This window comes from Bacillus sp. z33, assembly GCF_058313615.1.
In genome coordinates this window covers 958,871-976,111 of the sequence record NZ_JBZFQN010000001.1, presented here as the reverse complement: position 1 = coordinate 976,111, position 17,241 = coordinate 958,871, and the positions used below count along the sequence as shown (strand labels likewise).

General features: G+C 39.1%; 20 protein-coding genes. All 20 read left to right on the top strand.

Features of this window, described 5'->3' with window-relative positions; all coding sequences use genetic code 11:
• Positions 1–16: 16 nt before the first annotated feature.
• Positions 17–574 (top strand): elongation factor P, encoded by a 558-nt coding sequence (gene efp / locus AC4G3L_RS04560; RefSeq protein ID WP_491075782.1) that lies wholly within the window; start codon positions 17–19, stop codon positions 572–574.
• A gap of 292 nt (positions 575–866) precedes the next feature.
• Positions 867–1,790, top strand: coding sequence for a stage III sporulation protein AA (spoIIIAA, locus tag AC4G3L_RS04555; protein WP_491075781.1), 924 nt, complete (start codon positions 867–869; stop codon positions 1,788–1,790).
• The gene (spoIIIAB, locus tag AC4G3L_RS04550; protein WP_491075780.1) at positions 1,787–2,302 is read left to right on the top strand and encodes a stage III sporulation protein SpoIIIAB; all 516 of its coding nucleotides are present in this window, start codon (positions 1,787–1,789) and stop codon (positions 2,300–2,302) included. Before spoIIIAA ends, spoIIIAB begins: the two co-directional genes overlap by 4 nt.
• Before the next feature lie 20 nt (positions 2,303–2,322).
• Complete coding sequence (spoIIIAC, locus tag AC4G3L_RS04545) at positions 2,323–2,526, top strand: stage III sporulation protein AC (protein WP_491075779.1); 204 nt, start codon at positions 2,323–2,325, stop codon at positions 2,524–2,526.
• A 26-nt stretch (positions 2,527–2,552) separates the two neighbouring features.
• The gene (gene spoIIIAD / locus AC4G3L_RS04540) at positions 2,553–2,936 is read left to right on the top strand and encodes a stage III sporulation protein AD (protein WP_491075778.1); all 384 of its coding nucleotides are present in this window, start codon (positions 2,553–2,555) and stop codon (positions 2,934–2,936) included.
• Between the two features lie 37 nt (positions 2,937–2,973).
• The gene (gene spoIIIAE / locus AC4G3L_RS04535; RefSeq protein ID WP_491075777.1) at positions 2,974–4,170 is read left to right on the top strand and encodes a stage III sporulation protein AE; all 1,197 of its coding nucleotides are present in this window, start codon (positions 2,974–2,976) and stop codon (positions 4,168–4,170) included.
• A 14-nt stretch (positions 4,171–4,184) separates the two neighbouring features.
• On the top strand, positions 4,185–4,811 hold the full coding sequence (gene spoIIIAF / locus AC4G3L_RS04530) for a stage III sporulation protein AF (RefSeq protein WP_491075776.1): 627 nt from the start codon (positions 4,185–4,187) through the stop codon (positions 4,809–4,811).
• Positions 4,811–5,470 (top strand): stage III sporulation protein AG, encoded by a 660-nt coding sequence (spoIIIAG, locus tag AC4G3L_RS04525; RefSeq protein WP_491075775.1) that lies wholly within the window; start codon positions 4,811–4,813, stop codon positions 5,468–5,470. Before spoIIIAF ends, spoIIIAG begins: the two co-directional genes overlap by 1 nt.
• Before the next feature lie 21 nt (positions 5,471–5,491).
• On the top strand, positions 5,492–6,037 hold the full coding sequence (locus AC4G3L_RS04520) for a SpoIIIAH-like family protein (RefSeq protein ID WP_491075774.1): 546 nt from the start codon (positions 5,492–5,494) through the stop codon (positions 6,035–6,037).
• Positions 6,038–6,515: 478 nt separating this feature from the next.
• On the top strand, positions 6,516–7,010 hold the full coding sequence (accB, locus tag AC4G3L_RS04515; protein ID WP_491076238.1) for an acetyl-CoA carboxylase biotin carboxyl carrier protein: 495 nt from the start codon (positions 6,516–6,518) through the stop codon (positions 7,008–7,010).
• A 13-nt stretch (positions 7,011–7,023) separates the two neighbouring features.
• On the top strand, positions 7,024–8,376 hold the full coding sequence (gene accC / locus AC4G3L_RS04510; RefSeq protein ID WP_491075773.1) for an acetyl-CoA carboxylase biotin carboxylase subunit: 1,353 nt from the start codon (positions 7,024–7,026) through the stop codon (positions 8,374–8,376).
• A 29-nt stretch (positions 8,377–8,405) separates the two neighbouring features.
• Positions 8,406–8,810 carry an Asp23/Gls24 family envelope stress response protein gene (locus AC4G3L_RS04505; protein ID WP_491075772.1) on the top strand — a complete coding sequence of 135 codons (405 nt, stop codon included), beginning with the start codon at positions 8,406–8,408 and terminating at the stop codon, positions 8,808–8,810.
• Positions 8,811–9,211: 401 nt separating this feature from the next.
• Entirely contained in the window at positions 9,212–9,598 is a 387-nt protein-coding gene (gene nusB / locus AC4G3L_RS04500) for a transcription antitermination factor NusB (RefSeq protein WP_491075771.1), read from the top strand.
• Positions 9,599–9,640: 42 nt separating this feature from the next.
• Complete coding sequence (gene folD / locus AC4G3L_RS04495; RefSeq protein WP_491075770.1) at positions 9,641–10,507, top strand: bifunctional methylenetetrahydrofolate dehydrogenase/methenyltetrahydrofolate cyclohydrolase FolD; 867 nt, start codon at positions 9,641–9,643, stop codon at positions 10,505–10,507.
• Positions 10,508–10,598: 91 nt separating this feature from the next.
• On the top strand, positions 10,599–11,942 hold the full coding sequence (gene xseA / locus AC4G3L_RS04490; RefSeq protein ID WP_491075769.1) for an exodeoxyribonuclease VII large subunit: 1,344 nt from the start codon (positions 10,599–10,601) through the stop codon (positions 11,940–11,942).
• Between the two features lies 1 nt (position 11,943).
• Positions 11,944–12,180, top strand: coding sequence for an exodeoxyribonuclease VII small subunit (gene xseB, locus AC4G3L_RS04485; RefSeq protein WP_491075768.1), 237 nt, complete (start codon positions 11,944–11,946; stop codon positions 12,178–12,180).
• A gap of 1 nt (position 12,181) precedes the next feature.
• Positions 12,182–13,069: a polyprenyl synthetase family protein gene (locus tag AC4G3L_RS04480; RefSeq protein WP_491075767.1), complete on the top strand. Its 888-nt coding sequence runs from the start codon at positions 12,182–12,184 to the stop codon at positions 13,067–13,069.
• 711 nt (positions 13,070–13,780) lie between these two features.
• Complete coding sequence (locus AC4G3L_RS04475) at positions 13,781–14,404, top strand: hypothetical protein (protein ID WP_491075766.1); 624 nt, start codon at positions 13,781–13,783, stop codon at positions 14,402–14,404.
• A gap of 5 nt (positions 14,405–14,409) precedes the next feature.
• Complete coding sequence (gene dxs / locus AC4G3L_RS04470; protein ID WP_491075765.1) at positions 14,410–16,305, top strand: 1-deoxy-D-xylulose-5-phosphate synthase; 1,896 nt, start codon at positions 14,410–14,412, stop codon at positions 16,303–16,305.
• 2 nt (positions 16,306–16,307) lie between these two features.
• Positions 16,308–17,144, top strand: a complete 837-nt coding sequence (locus AC4G3L_RS04465; RefSeq protein WP_491075764.1) for a TlyA family RNA methyltransferase — start codon at positions 16,308–16,310, stop codon at positions 17,142–17,144.
• Positions 17,145–17,241 lie beyond the last annotated feature (97 nt).

Below are 17,241 nucleotides of genomic sequence, written 5' to 3'. Positions count from 1 at the left end.
TAGGAGGCTATATTGTATGATTTCTGTTAATGATTTTAAAACTGGACTAACGATTGAAGTAGATGGCGGTATCTGGCAAGTAATCGAATTCCAACACGTAAAACCCGGTAAAGGAGCTGCGTTCGTACGTTCTAAATTACGTAACCTTCGTACGGGTGCGATCCAGGAGAAAACTTTCCGTGCTGGTGAAAAAGTTGCAAAAGCACATATTGAAAACCGTAAAATGCAATACTTATATGCAAGCGGCGATAATCATGTGTTTATGGATAACGAAACATATGATCAAATCGAATTGCCATCCAAGCAAATTGAATATGAATTGAAATTCTTGAAAGAAAACATGGAAGTATCTATCATGATGTTCCAAGCCGAAACACTTGGTGTGCAACTTCCGACAACTGTTACTTTAGAGGTAACTGAAACAGAACCGGGTATCAAAGGAGATACAGCATCAGGTGGAACGAAGCCAGCTACTGTTGAAACCGGTCTTACTGTTCAAGTTCCTTTCTTTGTAAATGAAGGTGACAAATTAATCATCAATACTTCTGATGCGTCTTATGTATCAAGAGGTTAATAAGTAGATTTCAAACTCCCGGAGAATTATCCGGGAGTTTTTTCATTTCATTTGGGTCCTTTAAAACTGCCTTCCTAATTCAACCTCTTATCCATCACTCCTTCTTTCACTCCTATTTTAAAATACCGGTTATTTATCTCTCTTCTCTCGATTCAATTCTTTATTATTCATCTATTTTAAGAGATTCACTTGCTCTTTATTTATAAATGCCCCTCTTTTTGTTTGGAAGAAGTCATAAACGGCCTGTCCATGAATACATTTTAAATAATGACAGACCAGGCGAGGGAGAGAAATGGATTCTATTATTGAATTGTTACCTCCGGCTATAGGTGCTCAGTTAAAAAATTTAACCAATAAGCTGGAGGATATAGAAGAAATTAGAATAAGAGTTGGTAGACCGCTTGAAGTGATGTCAGGTAAAGATATCATGTATGGACACAAGCCAGTATTAAGGGAAGATGCAGATTTATTTCTTAATAAAGTCAGTCAGTATTCCTTTTATATGTTAGAGGAAGAACTGAAACGCGGCTATATTACAGTTGAGGGGGGACATCGGGTTGGTTTGGCCGGGAGAGTCATCCTCGAAAATGGGAGAGTCAAGGGGTTGCGGGATATTACGTTTTTCAATATTCGGATTGCCAGACAAAAGAAGGGGATGGTTAATGATTGGGTTCAATATTTATATCATAATCGCTGGCTATCGACTTTGATCATTGGACCGCCGCAGACAGGGAAAACAACATTCTTGAGAGATTTAGCCCGCTATGCCACTTTTGGAAATCCATCTAGCCGTATTCCTGCAATGAAAGTTGGAATTGTTGATGAACGATCTGAAATTGCCGGATGTGTTCAAGGAGTTCCACAAATGGAGTTCGGTATCAGAGTAGATGTTCTCGATGGCTGCCCAAAGGCTGAAGGAATGATGATGATGATCCGCTCCATGAGCCCTGAAATTATTGTAGCTGATGAAATTGGAAGAATAGAAGACTCGGAAGCCATGATGGAAGCGGTTAATGCCGGCATAACCCTATTTATAACGGCACACGGACATTCGCTTAATGATATATTAGCCAGGCCAATTATGAAAAACATCGTAAAGGAAGCTAATTTTGAAAGAATCGTGGAACTAAGGCGAACAGATAAGCCAGGGAGTATATCTAAAATAAAAGATCGTACAGGCAGGGTTTTATATGATGGGGAAAGAGTGAGAGTATGATTAAAATTTTGGGTGCAGTATTGATCATTTTGGCTACGTCCCTTATTGGGTTTGAGGTTTCTAAAAAATTAATCGCCCGACCTAAACATATCCGTGATTTACGCTCAGCACTTCAAATTTTGGAAGCAGAAATCATGTATGGACATTCTCCTCTAAAGGAAGCTGTTTTAACACTGGCAAAACAAATTCCTGCCCCCATTTCGATTCTTTTTACAGACTTTGCAAGTAGGTTGGGTTCAGCTAATCAGTCGGTATCGTCAGCTTGGAAGGAAAGTCTAGAAGTTGTAAGAAAGCAGTCAGAATTGCAGCAAAAAGAAATAGATATCCTTCTTCAATTTGGAGAAACTTTGGGAAAACATGATCGAGAGAGCCAGCAAAAGCAAATTCAACTGGCATTGGTTCATCTTGAGAGGGAAGAAGCAGATGCGGCTGATAAACAGTTGAAATACGACAAGATGGCGAGAAGTCTGGGTTTCTTTGCAGGCCTGCTAATAGCCATTTTATTGATGTAGCAGGAGGGAGATAGCCGGTAATGGGGATTGATATCGATATTATTTTTAAAATTGCAGGTGTTGGGCTGATTGTCGCGTTTATTATTACGATTCTCGATCAGGTGGGAAAGAAAGAATATTCCCAGTGGGTCATATTGGTAAGCTTTATCTATATTTTATTTAATGTGGCACAGGTGGTAGGTCAATTAATTGATCGAATTAAATCCGTGTTTTTATTTCAATAGAAATTTTGGGGTGATGAGCCATTGAAATGTTGCAGATAACGGGTGTTGCGCTGGTTGGAGCATTTCTGGCAATGATCATCAAGGAACAAAAGCCAAATCTAGCTTTCTTACTTGTTGTATTTGTCGGAAGCTCTATATTCCTATTCCTGATAGAAAAAATCTACGAAATAATTCAAATGATTCAGCAATTGGCCGTTAATGCAAATGTGAATATGGTCTACTTATCAACTGTTTTGAAAATTATTGGAATTGCCTATATAGCTGAATTCACCTCGCAAATTACGAAAGATGCCGGGCAGGGAGCGATTGCTTCAAAAATTGAATTGGCAGGAAAAATTATGATTCTTACAATGGCTATTCCAATCTTAACGGTCATTATTGAGAGTGTTATTCAGATGATTCCTAATTAATCATTGTGGTGAAAGGTTTAAAGGGGCTGAAGGATAAATGAAGCAATTTAAGTGGACAAGTATCATCGTTCTGTATCTGATTCTTAGCTTAAGCAATGGTCAAACAAGTCAAGCCTCCCCTAACTCTACTGAATTGCCGGAAGAAACACAGGCTGTTGAAACGTTTAATGTGGATGATATTCCACTTAACGATCTTAAACATTTTTGGGATTCCGTTTACGAGCAATATGGTGGGTTTTTACCTGAGTCCCAAAAAGGAAGTTTTGTAGATTTCGTAAGCGGTGAAAAAAAATTCTCCATAAAAGAATGGCTTAGCGGAATCCTCCAATTCATTTTCCATGAAATCATTGCGAATGGAAAATTATTAGGTACGCTCATTTTATTGACGGTTTTCAGTGTATTTCTTCAAACTTTGCAAAGCACATTTGAAAAAACATCTGTCAGTAAAGTAGCGAACGCCATTGTGTTTATGGTTCTGATGATAATAGCATTAAATAGCTTCCATGTAGCAGTTGATTATGTAAAAGATACAATTTCTACTATCACTGATTTTATGATAGCCTTAATACCTTTACTGCTGGCTCTTATTGCTAGCTCAGGCGGTGTACTGTCATCTGCTTTCTTTCATCCGATGCTCTTGTTTCTAATGAATACAAGTGGAGCATTAATTGAGTATATTGTTTTACCTCTGTTATTTTTATCAACCATGCTCAGTATAGTAAGCATGCTGTCAGAACAATACAAGGTCACTCAGCTTGCTGGTTTATTAAGAACTTGGAGTGTAGGGTTGCTTGGTATTTTCATGACGGTATTTCTTGGAGTGATCTCCGTACAGGGGGTTTCCACTGCTGTAGCAGACGGAATTGGGATACGAACAGCAAAATTTGTGACAGGGAATTTCATTCCTGTAGTTGGAAGGATGTTTACAGATGCAGCGGACACGGTGATAGGAGCTTCACTTATATTAAAAAATACTGTTGGGATTGCAGGTGTGGTGATTTTGCTGATTATGACTGCCTTTCCAGCCATGAAAATATTATTAATCGCATTGGTCTATAAGGTGGCTGCGGCAATTCTGCAACCGCTAGGAGCTGGTCCGATGATTAAGTGTCTCGATATTATCAGTAAGAATATTATATATGTTTTTGCGGCATTAGCGATTGTCAGCCTTATGTTTTTTCTGACCATTACCGTGATCGTGGCAGCAGGAAATATCACGATGATGGTTCGATAGGGGGGAGAAATTCGATGAGTATATTAACAGAGTGGGTTACCAATATAATCGTTTTTATTTTATTCGCAGTCATATTGGATATGCTCCTCCCTAGCTCAACCATGCAAAAATATACGAAACTGGTTGTGGGTTTGCTCTTAATTGCTGTTTTTATCACTCCCATTCTATCGATATTTAATAAAAACTTTACTAGTGAGATTCAGGAGAAAATTGTGCAGAGCAGTACATGGAGTAATCCAAAAGTAGAAAATTCACTTGAAAGTAAGAAAAGAGAAATAGAAGAGACCCAACAGACATATATATTGGAACATATGGCTGTCCAACTAAAAAACGAAGCAGAAAAGGAGCTGATGGACCAGAGTAATTATGCCATTCAAGATATTAAAATCACACTTATGGATAAGAATGGAGAAATGAATGCAGAAAACATTGATACCATACAGGTATTTGTGGCAGAAAGCCAGGAGTCCAGCTCAGAGGATGTGCAGCCAGTAGAAACAATAGACATTACCATTGATGAGAAGCAAGCGGAAATAGAGAATATACCGTCATCCGAACTAACAACAATACTATCCACTATATGGGGAATCGATCCAAGCAAAATTGTAATCGGATTAATTGAAGGGGGTGATGGACTTTGATGAAAAAGGATTGGATCCAAAGGATGAAGGACTTGTTCTTTAAAGGAGAGGATGGAAGCAAAGAAAATAAAAAGTACCGGTATATCGCAATCATCTTGTTAGCCGGTATATTATTGATGGCAGCCAGCATGTTTACGAATAAACCAACTTCAACTACAGATCAAACAAATACCGTTTTTCAAACTAGTTCAGCTCAAGATAAACAAAACGAGGAAACAGTCACTACATGGAAATCGACTTCTTCAAAAAAGTCTGGATCTATTGGAGATATTGAAAAAATGTACGAAAGTGAATTGAAGGATACTTTGGAAACGATGCAAGGGGTCTCTAATGTATCTGTAATCGTTAATATTGATGCAACTGAAAGTAAAGTATATGAAAAAAATTCAGTTGCACAGCGCCAAACGACAGAAGAAACAGACCGTGATGGGGGGGAGAGAAAGGTTGAAGACTTTTCTACGGATGAAAAGATCGTCATTATCCGTGATGGTGATAAAGAAGTACCGCTTGTGAAAGAAACGAAAAAACCGGCAATCCGTGGAGTGTTGATCGTAGCAAAAGGAGCCGATGATGTTCGAATTAAAAAAGAAATCATTGAAGCAGTGACAAGAGTACTGGATGTACCGAGTCATCGTGTAGCTGTATCGGCGAAAAAATAAGATTTTTAAGGAGGAAAAAAAGTGTTATTAAGAAAACAAACGGTTTGGTTATTAACGATGTTAAGTTTGGTGGCGGTGCTAAGTGTATATTATATTACAACTCCTCAGGATACAGCAGTAAATCAGGAAACTCCGAAAGAAAAAACGAATACAAATTCTTCTAAAGAGTCAACCGAAAGTGAAGAATCTTCCACGATTGTGACAAATGAATCAAGTGATTCTGTTTTTGAAGCCATGCGCATTGACTTGAACGATGAAAGAAGCAGGCAGAAAGAGGAACTGACTAATAAGGTAGCTTCAAGTGATTTATCAGAAGAAGAAAGAGTGGAAGCACATGAGCAGATAGAAGCATTGGCTGAAATGTCAACCAAAGAGGATATGTTAGAGACTATGATTATTGCTCTTGGTTATAAAGATGCATTGGTACGGGCAGAGGGAGATCAAATCCAGATTACCGTAAAGGCCGATAAAAAGGATGCAGGTGCAGCGAACGAAATTATTCAGATGGTCACAAAAGAAATTGGTAAAACAAATGCAGTTGCGGTTGAATTCCAGCCGGAAAAATAAGTTCCACCACCCAAGGCAATATCGGTGAGCAGCCGATATTGTTTTTATATGCTGAAAAATATGTAAACCGTTTGTTTATGCTTACTTAATAAATCATCCAGTAGTTTTTAAGGCGGTTCCTTCTGTATAATTTTTTTACTTTCATTAGGGCTGTTTTTTGATAGGATATGAACTCCTGCCAAGCAGGTATGCTCGGTTTTGTTAACGAAGTATAATTTTATATACATAAAAAAAAGGAAAGTAAGGTTCTTTTATCGAATTTATAAATAATCCATTAGTGTATATAGACAAATATAAATGTTTTAAATCCTGGTACAAAACGAGTTGGAGGAATGTCTGAAGTGAAATTTTTTGATAGTACCTGTTCCACTGACAAACTAGAAATATACGTAAGGTGATAGGTAATTATGAAAATTGTATTTCTACCTGATATTATAGTATCATATTAGTATCTGGTCATAAATAGGAGGGGTGGTTCCTGATGAAAGTACAGGAAATTAGAGAAATTATAAAATTAATTAACCAAACAGGTATAAAAGAGTTTGAGTTTGAACAAGAGGGTACTAAAATAAAAATAATTAAAGGTACTGGATCAGAAAGTACTATACATACGACTGAGGTACCGGTACTTGCTGAGCCAGCAGTACACTCAATACCACAACAGGAAAGTCAACCATTGTTAAAAGAAGAGAAACGGCCAGTAGTGGAACAAAATGCAGAACAAACATCAAATCTTCATAAAATCACTTCACCGATGGTTGGTACATTTTATGTGTCCTCATCTCCTGAGGACGACGCTTATATAAAATTGGGTGATAAAGTTAAGAAAGATACAATTGTTTGCATAGTGGAAGCAATGAAATTATTTAATGAAATTGAAGCGGAAGTTACCGGAGAGATTGTAGAAATATTAGTAGAAAATGGTCAATTGGTTGAATACGGTCAACCTCTGTTTTTAGTAAAAGGCGAATAGGAGGAACCGGATTATGATAAAGAAAGTGTTGATTGCAAACCGTGGTGAAATTGCTGTACGGATTATCAGGGCTTGCAAGGAATTAGATATTGAAACAGTTGCTGTCTATTCAGAGGCCGATAAAACGGCTCTGCATGTACAAATTGCGGATGAAGCCTATTGTATAGGGCCTAAAGCTTCCAAGGACAGTTATTTGAATATAGCCAATATCATTAGCTTAGCAAAATTAACTGGTTGTGATGCGATTCATCCGGGTTATGGTTTTTTAGCCGAAAATGCTGATTTTGCTGAGATGTGTAAAGAGTGTCATTTAATTTTTATCGGTCCATCAGCAGAAGCTATTTCAAAAATGGGTACAAAGGATGTTGCCAGGGAGACGATGCGTGCTGCCGGTGTGCCGGTAGTGCCGGGCTCGAGGGGTATTGTGGATGATGAAGAGGCAGCCATTCAAGTTGCTACTGAGATCGGATATCCAGTCATAATTAAAGCAACAGCCGGTGGTGGCGGAAAAGGGATTCGAATAGCCAGCGATGAAACTGAGCTGCTAAAAGGTCTCCGAATAACCCGTCAAGAAGCCCTGACGGCTTTTGGAAATCCGGGAGTATATATCGAGAAATTTATTGAAGATTTCCGTCATGTAGAAATTCAGGTTTTGGGTGATAGCCATGGCCATGTTATTCACCTGGGTGAAAGAGATTGTTCCATTCAAAGAAGGCTCCAAAAACTTGTGGAAGAAACACCATCGCCTGCGATTGATAGTGAAATGAGAAAAGAAATGGGTGAAGCGGCAGTCACTGCAGCAAAGGCTGTCGATTATACCGGAGCAGGAACGGTTGAGTTTATATACGATCACCGCAATCGTAAGTTTTATTTCATGGAGATGAATACAAGAATTCAGGTTGAACATCCTGTGACTGAAATGGTAACTGGAATTGATCTAATTAAAGAACAAATTAGGGTAGCTTCCGGTGAAAAATTATTGGTTGAACAAAGAGATGTTCAATTCAATGGCTGGGCGATTGAATGCCGAATCAATGCTGAAAATCCGAATAAAAACTTTATGCCATCAGCGGGTAAGGTAGAAATGTATCTTCCGCCTGGTGGGTTTGGCGTAAGGATTGACTCGGCAGCCTATACAGGCTATTTTATCCCGCCTTATTATGATTCTATGGTAGCGAAATTGATTGTCCATGCTCCAACACGGGATGAAGCTGTACGAAAAATGAAACGTGCACTTTCAGAATTTGTAATCGAAGGTATTGAAACTACCATACCCTTTCATTTAAAGTTAATGAACCATGATGTTTTTGTTTCTGGAGATTTTAACACAAAATTTCTTGAAACTTATGACGTTATGAATCCATAATAGAGATAGAAGATTTGGAGGTGTATGACATGGAAGAAAATCAAACAGTAGATTTAGAAAACTATGATGGTTTAGGGAAAGTAGAAATTGCCCCTGAAGTCATTGAGGTGATTACTGGTATAGCAGCAAGTGAAGTAGAAGGAATTGCCCAAATGAGAGGGAATTTCGCCTCAGGTGTTGTAGAAAAGCTTGGTAAAAAAAATCATGGTAAAGGCGTAAAAGTTGAACTTAATGAAGACAGCATTAAGATTGATGTATACTGTCTCGTGAAATTCGGTGTATCTATTCCAAAGGTTGCGCAGGAAGCACAAGAAAATATTCGCCAAACATTATTGAACATGACTGCTCTTGAAGCAACTGAAGTAAATGTTCATATTGTTGGTATACAATTTGAAACGGCTAAAATCGAATCAGATTACCTGGATACACTGTAATATGGTTAAATAACAGTGCCTAAGTATTATTTAATTTTTGGGCACTGGCAATAAAAGCACTCAGCTCATAAATGAACGTCCCCTGCAAAGTTAGTCACAATCTAACAGGGGGGACGTTTCAACTGCTGAGTGCTTTTGTTATCTGTCTGTTAAAAGGAATTTAAGCAGGAACACTAAAAGACAGTCGGTTTTTTTGTATATAGCTCATTAACAGGGAGATAATGGGTGATTGAGATGTTATGCACACCTTTGGGTAGTTGACAGTAGAATCAGTAATTGAACAATCTTTAAATGATGCTACTATACTACCTTTACTTGTAAGGATGTGTTATGATTTCATATATGATACGAAGGGCACAATGTTTAGTGCACTTTTCGAAGTAAAGGAGTAAGAATTATTCATGAAACGCAGAGAGGCAAGAGAAAAAGCTCTTCAAGCTCTTTTTCAAATAGATGTTGGGAAAGTGGAAAGAGAAATAGCAATAGAGCATGTGGTGGATGAAACTGAAGCAGATCCATATTTAATTAAACTGGTATATGGAACGACAGATCAATTGGAAAAAATTGATGCGCTTATTGAATCTAATTTAGAGAATTGGAAATTGAGCCGTCTTTCAAATATTGATCGTAATATTATAAGACTGACTTCGTACGAATTATTATTCAACGAAGAGGTTCCGCAGAACGCAGCCATTAATGAAGCAATTGAATTGGCTAAGCTGTTCGGAGATGACCAATCACCAAAATTTGTTAATGCGGTGTTATCTAAAATTAAAGAATCATTATAAAAAATAGAGATAAAGAAAAGATTTTAAGGAGGAGCTACTCTCATGCCGGCACAGATACTTAACGGAAAATTGATATCAGCAACTATCCGCGAAGAGATTGCCAGGGACGTTGCATTATTAAAGGAAGAAGGCATTACACCAGGTCTTGCCGTTATCCTGGTTGGAGATGACCAAGCATCTCAAACCTATGTGCGAAATAAAGAAAAAGCATGTGAACAGTTGGCGATGAAATCGGAGATAAACGTCTATCCGGCATCTATTTCCGAGAGTAAACTCCTTAATAAGCTTGTAGAACTGAATCATCGTCCGGATATACATGGGATTTTAGTTCAGTTACCCCTGCCCGATCACATTGACGAAAAACGTGTGATTGAAACGATTGACCCGGCCAAGGATGTAGATGGCTTCCATCCAATCAATATTGGCAGAATGATGACAAAGCAGGAGGCATTGTTGCCGTGCACACCGTTTGGGATATTAAAAATGGTTCAAAAAACAGGGATTGATATTTCCGGTAAACATGTGGTAGTTGTCGGACGAAGCAATATTGTCGGCAAACCTGTTGGACAACTGTTTTTAAACGAAAATGCAACGGTAACTTATTGTCATTCTAAAACAGTGAATCTGAGACACTTTACAAAACAAGCGGATATCCTGATTGCGGCGGTTGGAATCGCTAAAATGATTAAGGCTGATGATGTGAAAGAAGGCGCCATAGTAATTGACGTTGGCATGAACAGAGATGAATCGTATAAATTATGCGGTGATGTTGATTTTGATGATGTCATGCATAAAACTTCTTATATCACACCTGTTCCCGGTGGCGTTGGCCCTATGACGATCACTATGCTCATGCATAATACTCTCCAAGCCGCAAAAAAATCTTTGTTAAAAGGTAAAGAAGGATAATTATATTAAGCTGCCGAAAATTGCTATAATAACATTTACGGCAGTTTTTTTATGTGTAAAAAAATAATGTGAAGAGGGAGGCCATATCTGAATGGAGAAAAATCAATATTTAACTGTGGCCGCCTTAACCAAGTATATAAAACGCAAATTTGATGCAGACCCTAATCTGGCAGATATTTATGTGAAGGGTGAAATATCTAATTTCAAAAAGCATTCCAGCGGTCATATGTACTTGACGTTAAAGGATGATAAAACAAGAATTAATGCAGTCATGTTTGCTAAATCAGCCCAATCGCTCGCGTTTGCTCCTGAAAATGGAATGAAGGTTCTGTTGCGGGGCGAAATACGTGTCTATGAACCAACCGGCGGGTATCAAATGTACATAAGAGAGATGATGCCTGATGGAATCGGAGAATTGTTTATTGCATTTGAACAGCTAAAGAAAAAGCTTGAGCGTGAAGGTCTATTCGAGAGAATGCATAAACAGCCAATTCCTCTGTTTCCAGCTAAAATTGGTGTCATTACGTCTCCTACGGGAGCGGCAATTCGTGATATTATTACAACTTTAAAAAGGCGATATCCAATCGGTGAAATTTTAATTTTTCCGGCTTTGGTTCAAGGGAAACAGGCAGCACCCTCTATTGTAAAAGCAATTGAAGAAGCCAATGAGCATCCCATTGATGTCTTGATTGTCGGCAGAGGCGGTGGATCGATAGAGGAGCTATGGGCGTTTAATGAAGAAATCGTCGCAAGGGCGATATTTGCTTCCAAGATACCGATCATTTCAGCGGTTGGACATGAAACAGATACAACCATCAGTGATTTTGTTGCTGACTTAAGAGCGCCTACACCTACTGGGGCAGCTGAAATGGCAGCGCCAAAAGTAAGCGATATAGCAGAACGGATTTCCATAATGGAAACAAAGTTAATTCGCTATTCCCATCAGCGCATTGAGTCGGAAAAAAATCGGTTGTTATCTATTCATAAATCGTATGCTTTTAAATATCCACACTTGTTATATCAGCAGAAATTAGAGCAGCTTGATCGAGTGGCTGAGCGTATTTCACGGAACAGTAAACTTTATTTTCAGCGTAAACAAGATCAAGTGCTGGCACTTTCTAAATCGGTAGAGCGTAATATTCCGTTAAACACAATCGTAAGAAAAATGCGCGAAATCGAACAAATAGAGACTCGCATGAATCGAGCAACTGCCAATACAGTAAAAAGTAAGCAGCGCGAATACCTTAATATGGTGACACTTCTCGAGGCGGTCAGTCCTTTAAAGATCATGGAAAAAGGATTTGGACTTGTTTATAATGACGAAGAAAATCTGATAAAATCAACTAAATCTGTAAAAGTAGGCGATCAATTGAAAGTAGTCGTGCAAGATGGTGAAATCGATTGTACGGTTAATGATATTAGGGAGAGTGATTGATATGAGCAAAAAGGAAGAGATTGCTGTTACGTTTGAAGAAGCAATGACTAAACTGGAAGGAATTGTGGAACGCCTGGAAGATGGTGAAGTACCTTTGGAAGAGTCCATAAATCTATACAAAGAAGGAATGGAACTTTCAAAATGGTGCCATGATAAGCTTAAAACAGCTGAAGAGCAATTAACACTTATCATGAAAGAAGATGCTTTTAAACCGTTTGCCATTGATGAGGAGGAGTAATATGACAGAGTTTACTTCCTTCTTAAACGAAAATAAACATAAAATTGAGTCGAGAATGGAAGAGATTGTATCCAATTTAAACACACCGGCAACTCTTCAAAAGGCGATGGCGTATTCCTTGGATGCAGGGGGAAAAAGGCTTAGACCTTTATTGGTGATGGCCGTTTTGCAGGCTTTTGGCAAAAAAGCAGAGATTGGGCTTAATACGGCATGCGCCATTGAAATGATTCATACGTATTCTTTAATCCATGATGATCTGCCATGTATGGATGATGATGACTTAAGAAGAGGGAAGCCAACGAACCATAAAATATTTGGTGAAGGGATGGCAGTCCTTGCAGGGGATGCGCTTCTAACCCTCGCCTTTGAAGTCATTGCCAATCAATCCAAAGCTGATATAGAACCTTCCGTCCTTTTAGAACTGGTCTTGGAATTGGCAAAGGCAGCTGGGGCTGAAGGGATGGTTGGTGGCCAAGTGGCAGATATAGAAGGAGAAAAAAATGGCGTAGACTTACAAGGTCTTGAGTATATTCATGAAAATAAGACCGGTAAATTGCTGGGTTACAGTATTTTGGCTGGTGCTATACTTGCAGGGGCAAGCTCAGTACAGAAAGAAAAATTAAGGGAATTTTCCCGTCATCTTGGTTTAGCTTTCCAAATTCGCGATGATATCCTGGATGTCGAAGGATCAGAAAGTGTGATAGGAAAACCGGTTGGGAGCGATGTTTCCAACCATAAGAGTACATACCCATCCCTTTTAACGATGGAGAAAGCTAAATTAATGCTGGTCCAACATATTGATTCAGCAAGAACATTACTCTCCGAAATTGAGTGTGATGAGTCCTTGTTAGTAAAATTTGTTGAATTGGTAGGGAAGCGTGACCATTGATCTGGTTGTTTTTCCATCCAAATCCACTTACTTAAGATAGATGATGTATGCTATACTTTCTGATATCCAAGAGTGGTGCAGTATTCTAGTCGGTCTACCGTTCTGGAGAGTGAGCCTAAAAATTCACTAAAGGGCACATCGATGATGGTTCTTGGATTGGCCCGGGGCGCCCAGCCTTGGGTCGATTCAGGAAGTAAGGAATTAGGGCGATCCACAATGGCATGTGGGCGTTGACCCTGGTTCCGCGGAGGCTTTATTCTAATTTAGATTAGAATATTGGAAAACCTGCATAAACAGGAAACTGTGTGCAGCGTAGCCTGCCTTGAGTGAAATTTGAGGGGATTGTGATAAGGGCGTCTATACATCAGTTGGCCATTGATATATCTACTGCCATCGCATGAAATCGGTTTTGCAAAAGAGGCTAAGGAATCGGTTAAGGGCTGTCGGGGAAATCCCCTAGACTGTTCAATGACATATAGGAAGGATTAAGGTACGGACTAAGTGGCAATCCAGTCCAATTGACGGAAACGCAATTGAGTCAGGTTTAAAGGGAAACCGCCGATATGGCGACATTCGGTAACTGGCTGGGAAATCCTACTGGACCTAAGCCGTAAAATTAACTTCATATATGACCACTCATATACAATTCTTTGAAAAAGCTTGCTGCTGGCAGGCTTTATTTTGCATATAGGATGGGTTGACATACATTATATGAAAAAAATATTGAAACAATCAGCGAGATGGACGATGATCATAACTGTTATTACGTTTCTCCTTGCGGCTATTTTTACTGTCATTTCTACTATTGCTTTAAATGGAGTTGGATGGGTAAGTGGCATAGCGATTGTTCTTAGCATTGTACTTATTGGTATCTTCTTTGATATGATTGGTATTGCAGCTACTGCTGCTGATGAAGTCCCATTTCATGCAATGGCTTCCAATCGAATTCAAGGTGCGAAACATTCCATAAGCATTATTCGAAATGCCGATCGATTTGCAAGCTTCTGTAATGATGTCATTGGGGATATTTCGGGAATCGTGAGTGGGACAGCGACTGCGATCGTGATTGTGCAATTATCAATTAGCTTTAACTGGGAAGAAGCCTCCTTAACTGAAAACGTTGGCTCGATTATTCTTACTAGTTTAATCGCTGCTTTAACAGTAGGCGGTAAAGCAATGGGGAAAACCCTTGCAATCCGCTATTCAAAGGATATTATATTTGCAGTGGGCAAATTATTGTACTTCCTTGAGAAACATTTCCAAATTGTTATAATAAAAGAAAATAAGGGAAAGCGACCCAAGCGTCCCAAAAGAAAACGAAATGAAAGTGAGTGATCCTGATGGATTTATTATCCATAAAAGACCCCTCTTTTCTTAAAAAGATGTCCAATACGGAATTGGAGTCTTTGTCACAGGATATAAGAGAATTCTTAATAAAAAAACTATCTGTTACTGGCGGACACATTGGCCCCAACTTGGGTGTAGTGGAATTAACACTCGCTTTACATAAGGAGTTTAATAGTCCCCAGGATAAATTTTTATGGGATGTAGGACATCAGTCTTATGTTCATAAAATATTGACGGGTCGAGCATGCCAGTTTGAAACTCTCCGTCAATATAAAGGACTTTGCGGGTTTCCAAAGATGAATGAAAGTGAGCATGATGTTTGGGAAACCGGGCACAGTTCAACATCATTATCAGCTGCAATGGGCATGGCAATCGCCCGTGATCTCAAAAAAGAAAAAAGCTTTATCGTCCCTATTATAGGTGATGGTGCTTTAACAGGTGGTATGGCCCTAGAAGCATTAAACCATATAGGACATGAGAAAAAGGATATGATTGTTGTCCTTAACGATAACGAAATGTCCATTGCTCCCAACGTAGGTGCCCTTCATTCTATTCTAGGAAGAATGAGAACAGGAGGAAAATACAACTACGTTAAAGACGAGCTTGAACAACTGCTTAAAAAAATTCCGGCTGTGGGTGGCAAACTTGCCAATACAGCTGAACGTATAAAAGACAGTTTGAAGTATCTGGTTGTTTCCGGGATGTTTTTTGAGGAACTGGGCTTTACATATTTAGGTCCGGTTGATGGACACGACTTTGAAGAACTGTCTGAAAATCTTAAATATGCTAAAAAAACAAAAGGTCCTGTTCTTTTGCACGTGATAACGAAAAAAGGAAAAGGCTATAATCCTGCTGAAACAGATGCGGTTGGTACGTGGCATGGTACGGGTCCGTATAAAATCGAGACAGGTGATTTAATCAAGGAATTGAATGCACCACCAGCATGGAGTGCACTTGTCAGTGAAACAGTTAGGAGATTAGCCCGTGAGGACGAGCGTATTGTAGCGATTACTCCAGCAATGCCTGTCGGTTCGAAGTTGCTCGGTTTTGCTTCTGAATTCCCTGATCGAATGTTTGATGTGGGAATTGCGGAACAGCATGCAACTACTGTTGCTGCAGGACTTGCAACACAGGGAATGAAACCATTCTTAGCGATTTATTCTACATTCTTGCAACGTGCATATGACCAAGTACTTCATGATATATGCCGACAAAAATTAAATGTCTTTATTGGAATTGATCGGGCAGGATTGGTGGGGGCTGATGGAGAAACACATCAAGGTGTGTTTGATATCACCTTCCTGCGTCCAATGCCCAATATGGTTATCATGATGCCTAAGGATGAAAATGAAGGGCAGCATATGGTCAATACAGCTATTCAATATAATGATGGTCCAATTGCCATGCGTTTTCCAAGAGGCAATGGATTGGGAGTACCAATGGATGAAGAACTGAAAACGATCCCGATTGGTTCATGGGAAGTTTTACGCGAGGGAAATGATGCTGTTATATTAACATTTGGTACAACTATTCCAATGGCAATGGAGGCGGCTGAAAGACTTCATAAGGATAATATTCATGTGAAGGTTGTGAATGCCCGTTTTATAAAGCCTTTAGATGAAGTGATGCTTTCCGAATTAATGTCTTCTAATTTGCCAATTCTAACAGTAGAAGAAGCTGTTCTGCAGGGAGGATTCGGCAGCGCAGTACTCGAGTTTGCAGAGGAAAATGGTTTCCATAAAGCATATATCGAAAGAATTGGAATCCCAGATGAATTTATAGAACACGGAAGTGTCGGTAAATTGCTTGATGATATTGATCTAACTGCAGATGGTATTGTAGAAAAACTATCTAAGATGACCTATAAAGTAACGAAAAAGGCGTATTAAATATGAAAAAAGAACGTGTTGATGTATTGTTGGTTGAACGTGGATTAGCAGAAACAAGAGAAAAGGCAAAACGGGCTGTGATGGCTGGAATTGTTTATTCAAATGATTTGCGGATGGACAAAGCTGGGGAAAAAATTGCAATAGACGCACCGCTGATGATAAAAGGTGAGATAATGCCATATGTATCAAGAGGCGGGTATAAGCTAGAAAAGGCAATGGAGACATTTAATATTTCCGTTAAGGACAAACTGATGATTGATATTGGATCATCTACAGGGGGCTTTACAGATTGTGCCCTTCAAAATGGTGCAAGAAAATCGTATGCTGTAGATGTCGGATATAATCAATTAGCTTGGAAACTGCGACAGGATCCTCGGGTAGTCGTAATGGAAAGAACAAATTTCCGCCACTCCGTACCTGAAGATTTTACAGAGGGGTTACCTGAATTCGCCACTATTGATGTTTCCTTCATATCTTTGAAGCTGATCTTACCGGCTTTAAAACGCATACTGGTAGCTGGCAGTGATGTTGTCAGTCTTGTTAAACCGCAATTTGAAGCTGGACGCGATCAGGTCGGTAAAAAAGGGATCATACGCGATAAAAAGGTCCATCTTCAAGTGGTCGAAAAAATTAGGGATTTTGCTGTTCAGGAAGGCTTTATTCTGAAGGAAGCCACTTTTAGCCCCATAACAGGCGGGGATGGCAATATTGAGTTTTTATTCCATTTATACTGGCCCGGAGAAAATTCCAGTGCAAAACAGGATGTTGATGTGAATCTTGAACAAGTTGTGGAAGAGGCACATAAAGCATTAAAAACCAATAAAGGTGAAGAGAATTAAAATAATTAATCCCTCGGTAGCTTTTGCTTCGGGGGATTATTTCTTATGCAATCTTTGCATAAAAATACATGTACATTTACGACAAAATCCGCTAACA